Consider the following 16,957-nt stretch of genomic DNA (forward strand, 5'->3'; position numbering starts at 1 on the left):
CGTCCGGTGAGTGGCGAGGAAGTCGCCGCCGACGGCGGTCAGCCGTGTTCGAGCTGCTGGAGCAGGACCTCCGCCCGTGGCCAGGGGCCGTAGCCGGAGGCCGGGTTGAGGTGGCCGACCGGGCCGAGCTCGACGAGGCGGCTGCCCCAGTCACGGGCCAGGTCGGCGACCGCCGCGAACACGCCCAGCGGGTCGTCCGCGCTGGCGGCGACGATGCTGGGGAACGGCAGCGGAACGCGCGGCACCGGGGTCCAGCCGTGGTCGGCCAGGACCTCGGGGGAGGGGTGGCCGTCCGGCAGGGCCGTGTCGAAGTCCGGCGGCGTGGCCAGCAGCGCGCCGGTGACCTCGGCGCTGTGACGGTGGGCCCAGTGCACGGTGGTGAGGACCCCCGCGCTGTGGGCGACCAGGACGACGGGCCCGTCGACCTCGGCCACGACCCGATGGAGGGCGTCGACCTGCGCGGCGCGGCTGAGCCGGTCCTTGGTCAGCGGCGGGACCGTCCGCACCGCGCGGCCCGTGGCGGTGAGCGCGTCGGACAGGGCGGTCTGCCAGTGCTCGGCGACGTGGTCGCGCAGTCCGGGGACCAGGACGACGGTCGGCCGCTCGGCCTCGGTGGTCATGCGGGGAGCTCCGTCTCCGTGGGCTGCGTGGGTCGGGTGGTCTCCGGCGTGTCCGCCGCTTCCGGCACTTCCGGCGTTTCGCTGAGGCGGACCGCCTCCGCCGGCGCCGAGCGGGCGGTCAGCCGGACGAGGTCGCGGGGGTAGCAGCGGCGGCCGAGGAGGAAGACGGCCACCGTCACCACGGACACCAGCGGCACCAGTTGCAGGGCGCCGCGCAGCCCCGCGTGGTCGGCCAGCACGCCGGTAAGCGACGGTCCCGGGGCGAGGCCCAGCAGGCTGTTGGACAGGGTGAGCGTGGCGAAGGCGGTCGCGGAAACCAGGGCAGGGGTGAGGTTGGCGACCATCGCCGCGGCCGGCCCGGCCGTGCCCGCGCAGGCCAGACATCCCGCCGCCAGCAGGACCAGCTGCAAGGACCCGTCGGGGAGGCTGAAGGCGCCGGTGAGCAGCACCAGCGAGGCGAGGCTGCTGCCGATCGCGACGGCCCACTTGCGGGTGGGCACGGTCTGGCTGATCCGGTCGGAGAGGACCCCGCCCGCGATCATGCCGACGCCGATCAGCAGGGTGAACAGCCCGGCGGTCGCACCGGACTTGGCGGTGCTCAGGTGGTAGTAGCGGTTGAAGTAGCTGGGCAGCCAGGCGATGAGCGCGCCCGGGACCAGGAACTGCAGGCCGCTGCCCAGGTAGGCGCTGATCACCGAGACGGAGGAGAACAGCTGCGGCAGCAGCGACGGGAGCGGGGCGGAGGCGCGCGGCCCGGCCCCGGCTGCCGCGGCGCCCTTCGGGTCGAGTCGCTTCTCCGTCACCACCAGGGCGAAGACCGCCGCCAGGACCAGGCCGAGGATGCCCATCGCCCCGAACGCCCAGCGCCAGCCGAACTGCTGGGCCAGTGCGCCGCCGAGCGCGACGCCGAGCACCGACCCGAAGGCGCCCCCGGCGATGAACGCACCGGAGAGCGTCGCCCGGAGCGCCACGGGGAAGACGCTGAGGACGACCGCGATGCCCACACTGCCGTAGGCCGCCTCACCGATACCGACGAAGATCCGGCCGACGAAGAGCTGGCCGTAGCCGGCGGAGACCGCGCACCCGAGGGTGGCCAGGCTCCACAGGACGGCGGCGGACAGCAGACTCCTGACCCGGCCCCAGCGGTCCGCCAGGAACGACATCGGGAAGGTGAGCAGCCCGACGGCCAGCGCCACGACGCCGCTGAGGGACCCCAGCTTGGCGTCACTCAGCAGCCACTGGGCCTTGAGCAGCGGAAAGACGGCGTTCAGCACCTGGCGCGACATGTAGTCGGACAGGAGCAGGGCGAAACTCAGGGCGAAGACGACCCAGGCGTAGCGTCTGGGCACGGCCGGCGACGTTCCGGCGCTGGTGGGGAACCTCATCGTTGCCACCTCGGCTTGTGGGGGTAACTGGATGTGACGTGTGCTCAGAAGGGCCGGTCGCCGACGATCTCCGCGCGCTCCATGCGGCGGACGGCGGGCCAGTAGTCGTTGACGGCGTAGTGCTGGGTGCTGCGGTTGTCCCAGATGGCGACCGAGTTGGGCTGCCAGCGCCAGCGCACCTGGAACTCGGGGACGGCAGCCTGGCTGGTCAGGTACTGCAGCAGCTGACCCGCCCCGGGGGCGAAGTCCTGCCCGAAGCGGACGCGCCCGGGCGTGTGGTAGTTGACGAAGTGCGTGGTGAAGCTGTTGACGAAGAGGATCTTCTCGCCGGTCTCCGGGTGGGTGCGCACCACCGGGTGCTCGGCGTCCGGGTACTGCTCCTTGAGGGCGTGCCGCTGTTCGAGCGGCATGACGGCCCCGAAGGTGGCCTCGATGCTGTGGCGGGCGCGCAGCCCCTCGATCTGCGTCCTGACGTGCTCGGGCAGGCGCCGGTAGGCCGCGGCCATGTCGACCCAGAGGGTGTCGCCGCCGACCGGTGGGCACTCGACGCACCGCAGCACCGCGCCCATGCCGGGGGCCTCGCGCCAGGTGCCGTCGCTGTGCAGGGCGTTCTCGTAGTCCGCGGTCCGCTCCGAGCCCTTGTGGATGCGAACCAGCCCGGGGTGCTCCGGATCGCTCCCGGCGACGGGGTGGTCCATGAGCGGCCCGAAGCGCCGCGCGAAGGCGACGTGCTCGGCGCGGCTGAACGTCTGGTCGCGCAGGAACAGCACCTTGTGGCGCAGCAGCAGCGCGCGGATCTCGGTGAACAGCTCGTCGTCAGCGATCGCGTCGGCGAGGTCCACGCCGTGCAACTGCGCGCCGATGGTGGAGGTCAGCGGCTCGGCCTCGACGATGCCGCGGACCTCGGGCGGCTTCGCGGGGGTGGTGTCGGTGGCCAGGGTGTCGGTCATGATGTTTCCTCCCGGAAGGAGTGGTCACAGGACGAAGACGGAGGATCCGGTGGTGCGTCCGGACTCCAGGTCGCGGTGCGCCTGGACGGCGTCTTCGAGGCGGTAGCGCTGGTCGGTCCGGATGCTGATACGGCCGGAGGCGACGTGCCCGAACAGCTCCGCCGACAGCTCGTCCCGCTCGGCGGAGTCGGCGATGTAGTCGGCCAGCGCCGGGCGGGTGACGAACACCGAGCCCGCGAGGGCGAGTTGCACGGCGTCGATCGGCGGGACGGGGCCGGAGGCGGTACCGAAGCAGACGAGCACGCCGCGCTTGGCCAGCGACGCGAGCGAGGCGGCGTAGGTGTCCTGGCCGACGCTGTCGTAGACGACCGGAACACCCGCGCCGTCGGTCAGTTCGCGCACCCGCTCGGGCAGGTTCTCGCGCCGGTAGAAGACGACGTGGTCCACGCCGTGGGCGCGGGCCAGTTCGGCCTTCTCCTCGGTCGACACGGTGCCGATCACGGTCAGGCCCAGCAGCTTGGCCCACTGGGCCACGATCAGGCCCACGCCGCCGGCCGCGGCGTGCAGCAGGATCGTGTCCCCGGCCCTCAGGTTCCGCATGCGCGCGATGCGTCGCAGCAGGTAGGCGGCGGTCAGGCCGCGCATGGTCATGGCGGCGGCCGTCTCGCAGCCGATCGCGTCGGGTAGCCGGATCAGGTGCGCGGCGGGCAGGACCCGTTCGGTGCTGTAGGCGCCCAGCGGGCTGCCGGTGTAGGTGACCCGGTCGCCCGGGGCGACGTGGGTGACCCCCGCACCGACGGACTCGACCACGCCGGCCGCCTCGACGCCCATCCCCGCCGGGAGCGGGGACGGATACAGGCCGGATCGGAAGTAGGTGTCGGCGAAGTTGAGGCCCACGGCCTCGTGCCGGACCCGGACCTCGCCGGGGCCGGGATCGCCGACGGCGACCTTCTCGTACCGCAGGACGCTCGGGTCCCCCGTCTGATGGAAGCGGACGGCGTACGCCACGGAAGTCTCCAGGAGTGGGTGGTGGGCGAGGGCAGGCGCGGGGGCATGCGGCACGGCCGCGTGGCGGAACCGTGCGGGATCGGGCGGTTACTCGGGCCGGGGCCGGTGGATGTCGCCGCCGGAGCCCTCGGGCCGGAGCATGAAGCCGCGCTGGCCGGGCTGGCGGTTGGGCACCATGCCCAGACGGGCCAGGGTCTCCTCGGTGCTGCCGTAGTGCTCGCCGATCTTGTAGATCTTCCGGGCCTCGGCGCCGCCGGCGATGTCACGGCCGAGCGCCTCGGAGATTCTGACCATCTGCTCGATCTGCTTCACCGTGGTCATCCGCTCGCCCTTGCGGAACCACAGGTTGTCCTCGTTGCCGACCCGGACGTGCTGTCCGAGCGCGATGCCCACGGCGTTCATCGGCGCGACCGCCCGCATCGAGCTCTCGATGGTGAGCACGGCGCCGTCCGGGACGCGGCGGACGAACTCGACCAGGTCAGCCGGGTGCCGCCCGGCGAAGCCGCCGCCGATGGCCACGTAGTTGAGCACCAGCGGACCGGTCCAGATCCCCTTGCGGATCAGCCGCTCGACGGTCTCCAGCTGTGCCAGGGTGGCGAGTTGGAAGTGGGGCTGGATCCCGTTGGCGGTCAGCCGCTTCAGGTGCTCCAGGTAGAAGTCCGGCCCGGCCTCGACGACCATGTTCCGGTACGCCTTGTACAGGGCCGGGTTGGCGCCGATCGAGGTGCCGTCGAGGTCGTCGGCGGTCATGATCTCGACGATGTTCATCTGGTAGGTGTTGATCGCGATCGTCACCTGGTCCGGCCGGGGGTCCAGCTTGGCCAGCAGGTGCCGGGTGTCGTAGCTGAGCCACTTCGCCTCGTCGCCGCCCTCCTCGGGGGCGAACGAGATCGAGCCGCCGATCTGCAGCACCATGTCGGGCACCGCCTCGCGCAGCCGGGTCAGCAGCTCGTTGAACATCGACATCCGCTTCGAGCCGTGCCCGTCGAGCTCGCGGACGTGGATGTGCAGCACGGTGGCGCCGGCGTTGTAGCAGTCGACGGCGGCCTGGACGTGCTCGTCCATGGTCAGCGGGATGTCCTCGGCGTCGCCCGGCAGCCACTCGGGGCCGTAGGGCGCGGCCTGGATGACGAGCTTCTCCTGGTTCTCAGGGAACAGCGAGTCGTCGTGGAAGTGCACGGTCCCTCTCCTTCACAGGAACGGCCGACCGCTCGTCGCACTCGTCCCGATGGGACGGGGACGAGGACGAGGATCGGGGCGGGCCCCTCAGCGGGGTGCCGCTACCGTAGATCCGGACGACGGGCTTCGCTTTACCGATGGAGACGGCTGACTTGTCATTTCGGGACAGCCAGCGCCGCCTGGGCCGGTCAGTACTCAGCGGCTCGCTCGGCAGCGCGCCGCGCGCGCCACTCCCGGGCGCTGCAGCCGAACTGCTGGCCAAACCAGCGTGAGAACGCGCTCGGCGAGGCGAAGCCGAGCAGCCCGGAGATCTCCGTCAGCGACCGGCGCGGGCTCGCCACGAGCTGCTCGGCCAGCTGCCGGCGCGTGGCGCCCAGCAGCGAGGAGAACGTCTCCCCGGCCTCGGCGAGACGACGGTGCACAGTGCGCCGGTCGACGCCGAGGCTGTGGGCGATCTGCTCGACCGAGCAGCGACCGGTCGGCAGCAGCACCTCGATCAGCTCGCGCACCCGGTCCTCGGCGGCGGTGTCGCGGGGGACGGCGATCGCCTCGAAGTACTGCCGCGCATAGGCGCGCAGTTGGGGGTCGGCGAGGGCGTTGGGGGAGTCGAGCTCGCCGGCGTAGAAGACGAACCCGTCGAACTCGCGCTCGAACTCCACATGGGGGCCGAAGAGACGCCGGTGGGTTCCGGCCTCCGCCGACGGGGCCGGGTGCGTGAAACACACGGTCAGCGACTGCCAGCGCTCGCCCAGGAACCCGCGCAAGACACGGTGCAGCGCCGCCACCGCCAGCTCGGTCGCCTGCCGGTGCTCGAGCTCCTCGCCCAGGTCCAGCGTCACCTTCAGCGTCGCCAGGCCCTGCGCCTCCGAGAGCCGGATGTGCAGCAGCTCGTTGTACATGTGCTCGTGCCGCAGCAGCAGGCCGAGCGCGCTGCGCACGTCCGGCTCCTCCCGCACGACCAGTCCGATCGGGCCCAGCGTGGACAGACGCCGGTACTCGGCCAGCAGCAGCCCGAAGTCCGGCCGCCGCGCCGCCGCAGCGGAGAGCTCCAGCAGCTGGACCGCGGCCGAACCCGCGATCCACCGGTCCGGCACGGTGAGGGCGGCAGCGTCCAGCCCCACCCGCCGCAGCAGCGGCTGCGGATCGATCCCGACGGACCGGCTGAGCTCGACGTACCCGTTCAGCGACGCCGTGCGGACCAGGGGTTTCACTTCTTAGCCGCCTCCCGGTCGGTGCCTGTCCCCAAGGGGTAAGCCATCCGTCCCGTGTAGTCAAGGTCGATCGAGCCGTGCCTCCCCTGACAGCAGGTGTCAGGGGAGCGCGTCTAGCCTGCCGCGTATGAGCATCGTCGAACTCCGGCAGTACACCCTGCACCCCGGCGCCCGGGAGACCCTGATCGAGCTGTTCGAGCGCGAGTTCGTGACCGGCCAGGAGGCCGTCGGCATCACCCTCGGCGGCCGGTTCCGCGACCTCGACGACCCGGACCGCTTCGTCTGGCTACGCGCCTTCCCCGACATGACGCACCGTCGGCGCTCGCTGGAGGCCTTCTACACCGGCCCGGTGTGGCGGGAGCACCGCGACGTCGCCAACGCCACCATGCTCGACAGCGACGACGTCCTGCTCCTTCGCGGCCCGAACTTCACCCCCGAGCCGGGCGCCCGCGAGGTGACGGTCACCGTCTGCCACCCCTCGGACCCGGCGGCCTTCGACGACTACGCCGCCCGGCACCTGCGCCCGATCCACGCCCTGCACCGCACCGAGCACGCCGACAACGACTACCCCCTCCTCCCCGTCCGCACCGGCGAGGACGTCCGCGTCTGGTTCGGCCCCACGGCCGCCCCTTCGCCCTGGCCCCACCAGCACCTGCGCCTCGAACCCGTGACGACCTCCCCGGCGCGTCCACGGGGTGACGGGCCGTCACGCACCGGGAGGCTGGTGGGTTAGGCATGGGGTATCGCGGTTGCGCCGGAGTTCGTGAGGGGAACCGGTGTTGCCGGGCACCACGCAGCACGCGTGATCGACTTCTTGACCGCGGTGCGGGCGGGGACGAGCCCGCGCCGGAGGCGTTGCTCGGTGCGTTGTTCGAGGGCGGGGTGTTCCGCGCCCGTCACCGACGCCGGATCGGTGCTGTTCCTCCTCGACGATGAGCGGTCGCCGACGCTGCTCGGGTTCACCGATGCGGGCATCGGCGCGCAGCTGCTGCCGGCGGCCACCAGGATGGTGCACTGCGATGCGGCGCGGCTGAGGGACATCCTGGAGAAGACCGGCGTCGCCGTGCTCGGGGTCCGCTCCGGGAACGGGCAGGCGACCATTCCCGCACAGGTGCTGCGGAACTGGGCGACCTACGGTCCCGGTGCTGAGATGAAGCTCGACCGGACCGCCGACCCGGTCCCGCGCGTACGACGACCCGTCGGTTGCTCCGGCGAACGCCACCATGCCCGACCTTCGGGCAAAGCGACGCTGGTTCGGCGGTTCCTGACGGGACGTTCCGGTGCCTCGTGCGTGAGATGTGGGGCGGCGCGCTCGGGCTACGGGACGTTCCAGGCGGAGATCATGGGTTGCCCGTCCTCGGTGGCGAGGACGCTGAGCGTGCCCGGATGCGGATGGCCGAGCAGTCGGCTCGCGGACGCATCGAGGCCGAGCCAGCGGACGGTGAGAACGCGAGCCAGGTGGCCGTGCGCGACGACGGCGACGTCGCCGTCGTCCAGCAGCGGACGGATGCGGTCCAGTACCGCGTCCGCCCGTGCGGCTACCTGCGCGAGTTGCTCGCCCGGGTGGTCGACGTCGCCCGGAGCGACGCCGTCGCGCCACAGGTCCCAGCCTGGCCTCGTCTCGCGGATCTGCTCGGCGGTCAGGCCTTCGTAGCCGCCGTAGTCCCACTCGACCAGGTCGGGATCGGGCTCGGCACTGGTCAGACCGGCGAGCTCGGCCGTCCGCATGGCGCGGCTCAGTGGGCTGCTGAGCACGGCGACCAGACGGCGCTGCGCCAGTCTCGGAGCGAGAGCTCTGGCCGCGGCCTCGCCCGGTGCGGTCAGTGCGACGTCGGTCCGTCCGGCATGCCGGCCCGACAAGCTCCATGCGGTCTGGCCGTGCCTGATCACTATCAGCTCACCCATGGCCGCGCACGCTATCTGATCTTGTGGCACTCCGAGACGGGTTTCATCGCCTTCGCCACCCTCGCCGGTCCCTCATCGCCCCGGACGGGCCCACTGAGGGAGATGACCTCTCAGCGGGCTAGTGGGTACTGCCTCCCGGCACCCGGAGGTCCTCGTGACGGGTTGCGGCGGCGGTGAGGAGGGCGCGGAGGCCGTGGGCCACGGTCGCGGTGGGGAGCGAGGGGACGGCCTGGTCCAGCACCTGGTCGGGTGCCGCAGGGACGTGGACGAAGCCGCCGCGCAGGTGCGGGCGCTCGGTGGCTATCAGGTGCAGCAGGGCGTAGAAGACGTGGTTGCAGACGAAGGTTCCCGCGGTGTGGGAGAGGGAGGCGGGCACGCCCGCCTCCCGGACCGCGGCCACGCACGCCTTCACCGGCAGCGCGGCGAAGTACGCCGCCGGCCCGCCCGGCACGACCGGCTGGTCGACGGGCTGCTGCCCGGCGTTGTCCGGGATCCGCGCGTCGCTGAGGTTCACGGCCACGCGCTCCACCGAGATCCCCGCCCGCCCGGTGGCCTGGCCGAGCGCGAGGACGAGGTCCGGCTCCGTCTTCCTGATCGCCTCGCGCAGCGCCCCCACGGACGCGTCGAAGACGCACGGCAGGAGCACGCTCGTCACCTCCATCCCCTCCGGGTGCGGACCCTCGGCCACCAACCGGGCTGCCTCCCAGGACGGGTTCGTCGTCTCGCCGTCGAAGGGCTCGAAACCGGTGAGCAGGACCCGGGTCATCAGCGGCGGACCTTTCGGAGGGAAGCGACGGCGTGCGGCGGATCAGGATAGTCCCGGACTCACCCGCGGAAAACGGCGAGACCGGATCGGGGATGCCTGTCAGGCTGTGGAGCATGACCGCGCCGACGGACGCCAGACGCCGCCTCGCGGCGCTCCCGCTCTACGCGGGCCTGAACGGGGAGGACTTCGCGGGGCAGGACCTGACCTCTGTCCGCCCTCTGCAGGTGCGCTTCACGCGCTGCTCGTTCGGGGGCGTCGATCTGCGGCACGCCACCCTGGACGGTTGCTCGTTCACGTTCTGTGATCTCAGCGGCGCGGACCTGCGCGGAGCGTCGCTCCGTGGGGCGCGGTTGTCCGCCTGCGACCTACGGGCGGCCGACCTGCGTGCGGAGGATCTCAGCTACGCCAGGATCGGCCGAGTGAACACCGGCAGACCGTCCTACGGCCTCACCGACGCCACCGGTGTCCGCCTCGACGGGGCGCTCCTCCGGGACGTCCAGCTGGTCGACGTCATCGGTTGGCCGCCGGAACCCTGAGAGAGCAGAGGACCCGAGGTGTCGCAGAAGTGGATCCCGCCGGAGCAGTACAGCGCCGCGTTGCCGAAGGCCACGGTGTTCAGCTGCCTGATGTTCACCGATGACGCCGGGCGGCTGCTCCAGCTCAAAGCGGTGGAGGAGCAGCGGCTCGAGCGCTGGCAGTGGCCCGGCGGGAACCTCGACGACCCGGCCGAGAGCCCGTGGCAGGTCGCGGTCCGCGAGTGCCTGGAGGAGACCGGGATCGAGTACCGGGGCGCGCCGCGCCTGTTGGGCACCCGCTACATCGCCCCGCGCCCCTACTGGCCCTATGCGCACCTCGGCTACATCTTCGACGGCGGCGCCTTGTCGCAGGCGCAGTTGAGGACGATCCGCCTCGACCCGTCCGAGCACACCGCCTGGGAGGTCCGCGACCTGGAGGGCTGGCGCCCCGAGCTGACCCCGGAGCAATACGAGTGCGTCGCCGCCTTCCTCCACGCCCGGAGCACGGGTGTCCCCTGCTATCACGAGAGGTTCTGAGCAGTCACCGAATCGGGTCGAGAGCACGAGTCTCTGTTCGGGCCCTGGCCACCGGGCCGCCATCACGTCCGGCGATGATGCCGAGCGGCTCCACCACCGTCGACGCGAGGCCGAACGCCGGACCGGCACCCTGGCCGAACGCCTCCCGGCCGAGCCTCCTAATATCATCTCGCTTTCGTCGACGGACGCCGGTGTGCCCCTGGCCGCGACTGTCGTCCAGTGCCCGACACGACACAACGTCGTCCACCGCATGGCGATGGAGCCATGCCCCGAGGAGGAACGTCCATGCACGCCCGGAGGATCGGCGCCGTCGCCGCAACAGCAGTGGCGCTGGTCGCCGCCCGCGACCTTGTCCAGAAGAGGCACGCACTGCTCCGGAACTTCCCGGTGGTCGGGCACGCCCGGTACCTGCTGGAGACGATCGGGCCGGAGCTGCGGCAGTACATCGTGACCTCCAACGAGGAGGAGCGCCCGTTCAGCCGGGACCAGCGCAGCTGGATCTACGCGTCGGCGAAGGAAGAGAACAACTACTTCGGTTTCGGCACCGAGGTCGACGTCGAGCATGTCCAGGGCCACGCCTACGTCAAGCAGCGCACCTTCGCCGGCCCGCTCCCGGACGCGCACGACCCGCAGTCCCCGCTGCCCTCGGCCAAGGTGCTGGGCGGGCCGCGCGGTCGCGCCAAGGCGTTCCGGCCGAACAGCGTCGTGAACATCTCGGCGATGAGCTTCGGGTCGCTCTCGGGCGCGGCCATCACCGCGCTCAACAAGGGCGCGGCGCTGGCGGGCACCATGCACAACACCGGTGAGGGCGGCCTCTCCCCGTACCACCGCAACGGCGGCGACGTCGTCCTGCAGATCGGCACCGCCTACTTCGGCTGCCGCAACGAGGACGGGAGCTTCAACCTCGACAAGCTCAAGGAGGTCGTCGCGAGCGCCCCGGTCAAGGCGCTCGAGATCAAGCTCTCCCAGGGCGCCAAGCCGGGCCTGGGCGGCATGCTGCCCGGCGCGAAGGTGACCCCGGAGATCGCGGCGATCCGCGGCATCCCGGTCGGCAAGGACTGCGCCTCGCCGTCCCGGCACACCGCGTTCGGCGACGTCGACTCGATGCTCGACTTCGTCGAGCTGCTCGCCGCCGAGACCGGCCGGCCGGTCGGCGTCAAGAGCGCGGTCGGCGACATGGGCTTCTGGCAGGAGCTGGCCACGCTCATGGAGCGCGGCGACCGCGGCGTCGACTTCGTGACCATCGACGGCAGCGAGGGCGGCACCGGCGCCGCGCCCCGGATCTTCGCCGACTCGGTCTCGCTGCCGTTCCGCATGGGCTTCTCCCGGGTCTACGGCACCTTCGCCGAGCTGGGCCTGACCGACGACCTGACCTTCATAGGCTCCGGCAAGCTCGGTCTGCCGGAGAACGCGGCGGTCGCCTTCGCCCTGGGCGCCGACATGATCAACGTCGCCCGCGAGGCGATGCTGTCCATCGGCTGCATCCAGTCGCAGAAGTGCCACACGGACAAGTGCCCCACCGGCATCGCCACCCAGAACGCCTGGCTGGCCCGCGGCCTCGACCCGGAGTCGAAGTCCACCCGGGCCGCCGTCTACCTGCGCACCCTGCGCAAGGAGCTGACCAAGGTCTCGGGCGCGGTCGGTGTGGCTCACCCGGCGCTGATCACGGCGAACGACATCGAGATCATGAACGGCGACTACGAGGCGCGCACCCTCGGCGGCGTCTACGGTTACAAGGACGGCTGGGGCGAGCTCGGCCCGCAGCTCGCCAAGGAGATCACGGCCCTGATGACCGCCAAGCCGGCCTCCGACCAGGCGCCGACTCTCTGACGCGCTGAGGGCGACCGAAGACCCGCGTTCCGTGCTCCCGGCCTGTCCTGCCCGGCCGGGAGCACGGGTGCGGGACCGGCGTCAGCCCTGCCCTGCCCCTCCCGACGAACAGTTCCACGCTGAGGCGAGCACACCATGACTGAAGAAGTGAGATTCAAGAGCGTCGTCGGCCCCGAACTGGCCGGGTCGATCGATCTGCCGGAAGGCGAGATCCGGGGCTGGGGGATCTTCGTCCACGGCTTCACCCTCGGCAGGAACTCGCCCGCCGCCTCGCGTGTCAGCAAGCAGCTGGCCCGGGAGGGGATCGGCATGCTGCGCTACGACAACCTCGGTATCGGCGACTCCGACGGCGACTGGGGCGACGGCTCCTTCACGGTCAAGGTCCAGGACACCGTCCGTGCGGCGGCGCTGATGGCCGAGCGCGGGACTCCGGCCGACCTGCTGGTCGGGCACTCCTGGGGAGGCGCCGCGGCCATCGCCGCCGCGGCCGAGTCGAAGGGCGTCCGCGCGGTCGCCACGATCGGCGCGCCCTCCAACCCCAGCACCGTCGAGCACCAGTACGACGCCGTCGTGGACCGTGTCCTCAGCGACGGCTCGCACGAGTGGTTCGTCGGCGGCCGGACCCTGGTCCTCAAGCGCGCCTTCGTCAACGACGTCCGCCAGGCGCGCCTGCGTGACCGCATCCGCGAGCTGAACATGCCGCTGCTCGTCATGCACTCGCCCACCGACGACACCGTCGACATCGCCAACGCGGGCGAGATCTTCCGCGAGGCGCGCCACCCGCGCAGCTTCATCTCGCTCGAAGGAGCCGACCACCTCCTGACCGCGCGCGGCCAGGCGAAGCGCGCCGCCCACATCATCAGCGCGTGGGCCGACCAGTACATCGATCCGTGACGGCCCTGCCGACCGCCGGGGTCCCGGCCTGCTGGTGGAGCGTCACCAGGAGGCCGGGCCGCCGGCAGTCGGCGGGTGAGCCGACTGATCGTTTGACGGTCTGACAAGCTGCTGGTCTACTCCCTCCCATGACCGCCACTCCTTCGTCACCTGCGCTGGACACCGTCGTCGTCATCGAGTCCATCGCCGAACTGGTCTGCGAGAACTACGTCTTCCCTGACGTCGCCCGGCAACTCGCGTCCCTGCTGCGGTGCCGGAGTGCCGAGGAGGCCTACCGGACGGAATCCGCCGAGGAGTTGGCCGAGGCAGTCACCGCCGACCTGCGGTCCGTCAACGGCGACCTGCACCTGGCGCTCAAGCACCACGCCGTGCCGGTGCCGCGTGAGCGCGGCACGGCGGTACTCGCCGCGATGCGGAGGGAGTTCGACGCCTCCCTCGGCGGCGTTCCCCGGGTGGAGCTCCTCGACCGCGGCGTCGCGGTCCTGGAGATCGCGCCCAACATGTTCCCGCTGGACTGGGCGGCGCAGCCGCTGGCCGCGGCGCTCTCGTTGGTGGCACCCGCCGACGCCCTCATCCTGGACCTGCGCCGGAACACCGGCGGCGACCCGGACACGGTCGCCTTCGTCTGCGGCTACCTGCTCGACGGCCGGAGACATCTCAACACCATGCTCTCGCGGCAGGGGGAGGTGGCCGAGCAGTCCTGGACGCCTCCGTTCGTGCCGGGTGCCCGCTTCGGCGGCAGCAAGCCGCTCTACCTGCTGACCAGCGGAAAGACCTTCTCGGCGGCCGAGGAACTCGCCTACGACCTGCAGCAGCTCGGCCGCGCCGAGATCGTCGGGGAGCCCACCCGGGGCGGCGCGCACCCGCGCGAGGGCTGGACGGTGCACCCGCACCTGGAGCTCAGCGTGCCGATCGCCCGCGCGGTCAACCCGGTCTCGGGCGCCAACTGGGAGGGCACCGGCGTCCAGCCCGACGTACCGTGCGACGCCGAGGCGGCGCTCGACCGCGCGCTGTCCCTGGCCGTGGCGCGCTTGGCCTAGCTCCGTTCACTTCGTCCCCGCCGGGCGATCACGTGCCGGGCGGGGAAACGTCGGGTGTCAGGCCTGCGGCGTGTACTCCGTGGCGCTGTTGGCGTCCGGGCGGTTGTCCGTGCCGGGCCTTCCGAGGAAGCCCCAGGCGACCTGGTGGACGTTGGTCTCCTTGTCCACCTGGACGTGGTCGGCCCACGTGTCCAGGTCGATCGGGCCGGAACGGGAGAAGACCGGATCGATGACCAGGACTCCGTCCGCGGTCGTCACCGAGGCCGCGACGTGGTGGTTCCACCGGTGGTCCGCGTGCAGTCGGGCTCCCGAGGAGGTGGCCCACTGCTTCGAGAGGTGGTGGGCGGCGATCTCCGGCGCGATCTCGGCGATGGCCAGGCAGATCGCGTGGGCCCGGTCCTCGCAGCCGTCCTGGCCGACCTGACCGCCGGCGCTGCTGAAGGCGGGTGCCAGCTGGGGCCACAGGGTTCGCAGGGTCTTCGCGGTCGGTGGACCCTGGTCCGGGAAGGTCTCCGCGAGGTAGTCGAGCTGTTCCTCCAGTTTCGCCAGGTACTTGGTCCTCGCGTTGCTCTTCGGCCGCTCGCCGACGAGCCTGATGGCCTCGCGCACCGTGGCCGCCGACCGCAGGGGAGCCAGGTTCCGCAGCAGCGAGAGAACCGCGAGCTTGTCCTCGGCCAGACCCTTGACGTGTTCGGGGGCGTCTTCCTCGTCCATCCGCTCCAGCAGCCTGTTCAACCGGACCTGCTCCCGGCCGATGTCCTCCAGGGTCTCCGGCGAGAACTGGTCCTCCGCCCAGTCCTCTTCCTCCTCCGGGGAGGGGGACTGGGCTTCCCGCGCCTGCTTCGGCGGCTCCTGGCCTTCTGGTGATCCGGAGCGCTTGCGCTTGCCGCCCGGCGCCTCCATGCGCTGGATCGCCGCGGTGACGGCCGCGTTGCCCGCGCTCCGCTGCAACGCCAACAGGCCGGAGGGGAGGGCGTCAGGCCGCCCGGAGGCACGCTTCAGCGGGCGGGCCGTTCCCTGCGCGTATGTCTCGTCACGAGCCGACCGGCGCACCTACCGCTCCCTTCGTCCGCATCTCAGCGGGGCGACATCCCATCATCGCCTTCAGCGACAGGGCTCGTCGCTGTCCCCGAGGGCAGACCTTCGGGCAGTCCTCCCCCGGGAGGCGGTGTTTCGTGCTCGGGCTCCGGGGTGCGTGCTCGCCGGGAATGCCGGGTAAAAGAAATCGGAAGAGTAGAGTCCGATTGTCACTCCGTGGGGGCCGCGACGGTGAAGGAGGAGGTCATGCACTTCCATTCCCACACCAACGGGGCGGTGCGCATCACCGCCGCCAGGCCCGGACTGTCCGAGGACATCCGCCACCGGCAGCGCCGCTACGCCCTCACCATGGGCATCCGCACGCTCTGCGTGATCCTGGCCATCGTCCTGTGGCAGGTGGACCGCGTCGCCGCCGTCATCGCCATCGTCGCGGGCGGTGTCCTGCCCTACATCGCCGTCGTGTTCGCCAATGCCGGACACGAGAACGCGGACGAGCCGTTCGACTCGCGTTACACCCCGGAGCCCCCCGTCCAGCAGGGACTCCCGCACGGGCCGGGCCCGTCCGTGCCGCCGCCGCGCGGCGAGAGCGCCGACTGGAGGCGTGGGCCACGGCGGGACGACGGCCCCGGCGACGAGACCTGACCTCCGCCACCGGCAGTCCCGTACGCCCGTTCAGGGGGCGTCCCCCGGTCCTCGGCGCGTGCGCGCCGCGTCGCAGGGGCGGGTGCGCGGGGCGGGCCTAGGGTGAGGCCGGGAGGTGGCGGATGCGGGTCGGTCTGCACGCGCTCGGCATTGGTGACGGAGCCCGTCCTGAGGTGATCCGGGCCGTGGCCACGGCCGCGGAGGCGCAGGGCTTCGCACGGCTCTGGTGCGGCGAGCACGTCGTGCTCGTGGATGCGCCCGCGTCGCGCTACCCCTACTCCGCGGACGGCCGGATCGCCGTGCCGGCCGACGCGGACTGGTTGGATCCGCTGCTCGCCCTGAGCTTCGCGGCGGCCGTCACCAGTCGGATCGAGCTCGCCACGGGTGTGCTCCTGCTGCCCGAGCACAATCCGGTCGTGGTGGCCAAGCAGGCGGCCACGCTCGACGTCCTGTCGGCCGGCCGGTTCAGCCTCGGCGTCGGGGCCGGGTGGTCGGCCGAGGAGTTCGCCGCGCTCGGTGTCCCCTTCTCCGGGCGCGGGCGGCGGACCGACGAGTACCTCGCCGCGATGCGCACCCTGTGGTCCGAGGAGCCGGCCTCGTTCGAGGGGGAGTTCACCCGCTTCGAGGCGATCCGCGTGAACCCGAAGCCGCTGCGCGGGGGCCGGCTGCCGGTCCTGGCCGGCGGCAACAGCGACACCGCTCTGCGCCGCGCGGCCACCGTCGCCGACGGCTGGTACGGGTTCAACGTCCGCGCGGCCGACGTGCCGGGGCGCGTCGCGGTGCTCGTCGAGGAGTGCGCCCGCGCCGGGCGCCGGCTCGACGAGCTCACGGTGGCCGTCGCCCTGAGCGACGGCACGCCGGAGCAACTGCCCGAGCTCGCCGCGGCCGGTGTCACCGAACTCGTCGTCGTCGACGCGCCCCCGGCAGCTCTGGGCGAGGTGGCCGCCTGGGTCGCCGGACTGGCCCGGACGTGGATCCGCGAGGCCAACTGACAAGCCTCCCAAAGGTGTTGTGTGCAGCCCGCGACCGCGTGCTCCGCGGCCGCCGTCGAGGCGTGGGGTTTCCGCCAGATCGCGCGGCGCCGGCGTGGTGACGCACGGTGGGCCTGCCGTTTGGTGGGATGAGATGCGTTGAACGGTGCTTCAGGACATCGGGGCGGGTCGATCCGAACGCCTGTCGGAGGGGGTTCGTATGCGCAGCTTATGGGCTCGACCGGAGCACAGTTCGTCATCGTCCGGCCTTTGCCTCCCGTGGCCTTGCCACCTTTGTGGACATAGGTTCGAGAACGGATGATTCCAGACAATAGACGGTGATTCGCTGGCGTATGCCAAAGGCAAGCCCCTACCGTCCTCTCATGTCCGCAACGCAGGCGGCGGGCACGCTCCCGGGTCCCGCATCCGAACAGGCGGACCCCGCGCCGGAGCGGTCGCTGAACAT

General features: G+C 71.8%; 17 protein-coding genes. 8 read left to right on the forward strand and 9 right to left on the reverse strand.

The features are described 5' to 3' along the window. Nucleotides 1–38: 38 nt before the first annotated feature. The 6 genes from TR49_RS04520 to TR49_RS04545 form a co-directional block, all read right to left on the reverse strand. A complete protein-coding gene (locus TR49_RS04520; RefSeq protein WP_042377357.1) occupies nucleotides 39–620 on the reverse strand; it encodes an RBBP9/YdeN family alpha/beta hydrolase in 582 nt (193 codons plus the stop codon). After that, nucleotides 617–2,005, reverse strand: coding sequence for an MFS transporter (locus tag TR49_RS04525; RefSeq protein WP_084724560.1), 1,389 nt, complete (start codon nucleotides 2,003–2,005; stop codon nucleotides 617–619). Before TR49_RS04525 ends, TR49_RS04520 begins: the two co-directional genes overlap by 4 nt. Before the next feature lie 44 nt (nucleotides 2,006–2,049). Then, nucleotides 2,050–2,955 (reverse strand): TauD/TfdA dioxygenase family protein, encoded by a 906-nt coding sequence (locus tag TR49_RS04530; RefSeq protein ID WP_042377359.1) that lies wholly within the window; start codon nucleotides 2,953–2,955, stop codon nucleotides 2,050–2,052. Nucleotides 2,956–2,979: 24 nt separating this feature from the next. Continuing rightward, the gene (locus TR49_RS04535; RefSeq protein WP_042377360.1) at nucleotides 2,980–3,963 is read right to left on the reverse strand and encodes a quinone oxidoreductase family protein; all 984 of its coding nucleotides are present in this window, start codon (nucleotides 3,961–3,963) and stop codon (nucleotides 2,980–2,982) included. An 87-nt stretch (nucleotides 3,964–4,050) separates the two neighbouring features. Next, nucleotides 4,051–5,142: a beta-keto acid cleavage family enzyme gene (locus TR49_RS04540; protein ID WP_042377363.1), complete on the reverse strand. Its 1,092-nt coding sequence runs from the start codon at nucleotides 5,140–5,142 to the stop codon at nucleotides 4,051–4,053. 188 nt (nucleotides 5,143–5,330) lie between these two features. Continuing rightward, entirely contained in the window at nucleotides 5,331–6,353 is a 1,023-nt protein-coding gene (locus TR49_RS04545; RefSeq protein ID WP_042377365.1) for an AraC family transcriptional regulator ligand-binding domain-containing protein, read from the reverse strand. A 127-nt stretch (nucleotides 6,354–6,480) separates the two neighbouring features. Here TR49_RS04545 and TR49_RS04550 point away from each other — a divergent pair, with 127 nt between their 5' ends. Continuing rightward, entirely contained in the window at nucleotides 6,481–7,086 is a 606-nt protein-coding gene (locus tag TR49_RS04550; RefSeq protein WP_042377367.1) for an NIPSNAP family protein, read from the forward strand. 584 nt (nucleotides 7,087–7,670) lie between these two features. On the opposite strand, the gene TR49_RS04555 is transcribed toward TR49_RS04550, so the two are convergent. Together TR49_RS04555 and pcp are read right to left on the reverse strand one after the other, a co-directional pair. Next, nucleotides 7,671–8,258: a histidine phosphatase family protein gene (locus TR49_RS04555; protein WP_042377369.1), complete on the reverse strand. Its 588-nt coding sequence runs from the start codon at nucleotides 8,256–8,258 to the stop codon at nucleotides 7,671–7,673. Nucleotides 8,259–8,376: 118 nt separating this feature from the next. Beyond that, nucleotides 8,377–9,024 carry a pyroglutamyl-peptidase I gene (gene pcp / locus TR49_RS04560; protein WP_042377370.1) on the reverse strand — a complete coding sequence of 216 codons (648 nt, stop codon included), beginning with the start codon at nucleotides 9,022–9,024 and terminating at the stop codon, nucleotides 8,377–8,379. Between the two features lie 113 nt (nucleotides 9,025–9,137). On the opposite strand from pcp, the gene TR49_RS04565 reads away from it, so the two are divergent. The 5 genes from TR49_RS04565 to TR49_RS04585 all read left to right on the forward strand — a co-directional run bounded on the left by TR49_RS04565 (nucleotide 9,138) and on the right by TR49_RS04585 (nucleotide 13,840). After that, nucleotides 9,138–9,560: a pentapeptide repeat-containing protein gene (locus TR49_RS04565; protein WP_042377371.1), complete on the forward strand. Its 423-nt coding sequence runs from the start codon at nucleotides 9,138–9,140 to the stop codon at nucleotides 9,558–9,560. A gap of 18 nt (nucleotides 9,561–9,578) precedes the next feature. Further along, complete coding sequence (locus TR49_RS04570; RefSeq protein ID WP_042377372.1) at nucleotides 9,579–10,076, forward strand: NUDIX domain-containing protein; 498 nt, start codon at nucleotides 9,579–9,581, stop codon at nucleotides 10,074–10,076. A 285-nt stretch (nucleotides 10,077–10,361) separates the two neighbouring features. Next, nucleotides 10,362–11,906, forward strand: coding sequence for an FMN-binding glutamate synthase family protein (locus tag TR49_RS04575; RefSeq protein ID WP_042377374.1), 1,545 nt, complete (start codon nucleotides 10,362–10,364; stop codon nucleotides 11,904–11,906). A 135-nt stretch (nucleotides 11,907–12,041) separates the two neighbouring features. Further along, complete coding sequence (locus TR49_RS04580; RefSeq protein ID WP_042377376.1) at nucleotides 12,042–12,800, forward strand: alpha/beta hydrolase family protein; 759 nt, start codon at nucleotides 12,042–12,044, stop codon at nucleotides 12,798–12,800. 128 nt (nucleotides 12,801–12,928) lie between these two features. Beyond that, nucleotides 12,929–13,840: a S41 family peptidase gene (locus TR49_RS04585; protein WP_042377377.1), complete on the forward strand. Its 912-nt coding sequence runs from the start codon at nucleotides 12,929–12,931 to the stop codon at nucleotides 13,838–13,840. Between the two features lie 57 nt (nucleotides 13,841–13,897). Here TR49_RS04585 and TR49_RS04590 read toward each other — a convergent pair whose 3' ends face one another. After that, complete coding sequence (locus tag TR49_RS04590; RefSeq protein ID WP_152627061.1) at nucleotides 13,898–14,797, reverse strand: protein-glutamine glutaminase family protein; 900 nt, start codon at nucleotides 14,795–14,797, stop codon at nucleotides 13,898–13,900. Between the two features lie 327 nt (nucleotides 14,798–15,124). Between TR49_RS04590 and TR49_RS04595 the strand changes: the two genes are divergently transcribed. Together TR49_RS04595 and TR49_RS04600 are read left to right on the forward strand one after the other, a co-directional pair. After that, a complete protein-coding gene (locus tag TR49_RS04595; RefSeq protein WP_042377794.1) occupies nucleotides 15,125–15,520 on the forward strand; it encodes a DUF3099 domain-containing protein in 396 nt (131 codons plus the stop codon). 122 nt (nucleotides 15,521–15,642) lie between these two features. Continuing rightward, on the forward strand, nucleotides 15,643–16,512 hold the full coding sequence (locus tag TR49_RS04600; protein ID WP_042377381.1) for an LLM class F420-dependent oxidoreductase: 870 nt from the start codon (nucleotides 15,643–15,645) through the stop codon (nucleotides 16,510–16,512). Nucleotides 16,513–16,957: the final 445 nt, after the last annotated feature.

Origin of the sequence: Streptacidiphilus melanogenes (assembly GCF_000787835.1) — a bacterium.
In the GTDB taxonomy this organism is placed as follows: domain Bacteria; phylum Actinomycetota; class Actinomycetes; order Streptomycetales; family Streptomycetaceae; genus Streptacidiphilus; species Streptacidiphilus melanogenes.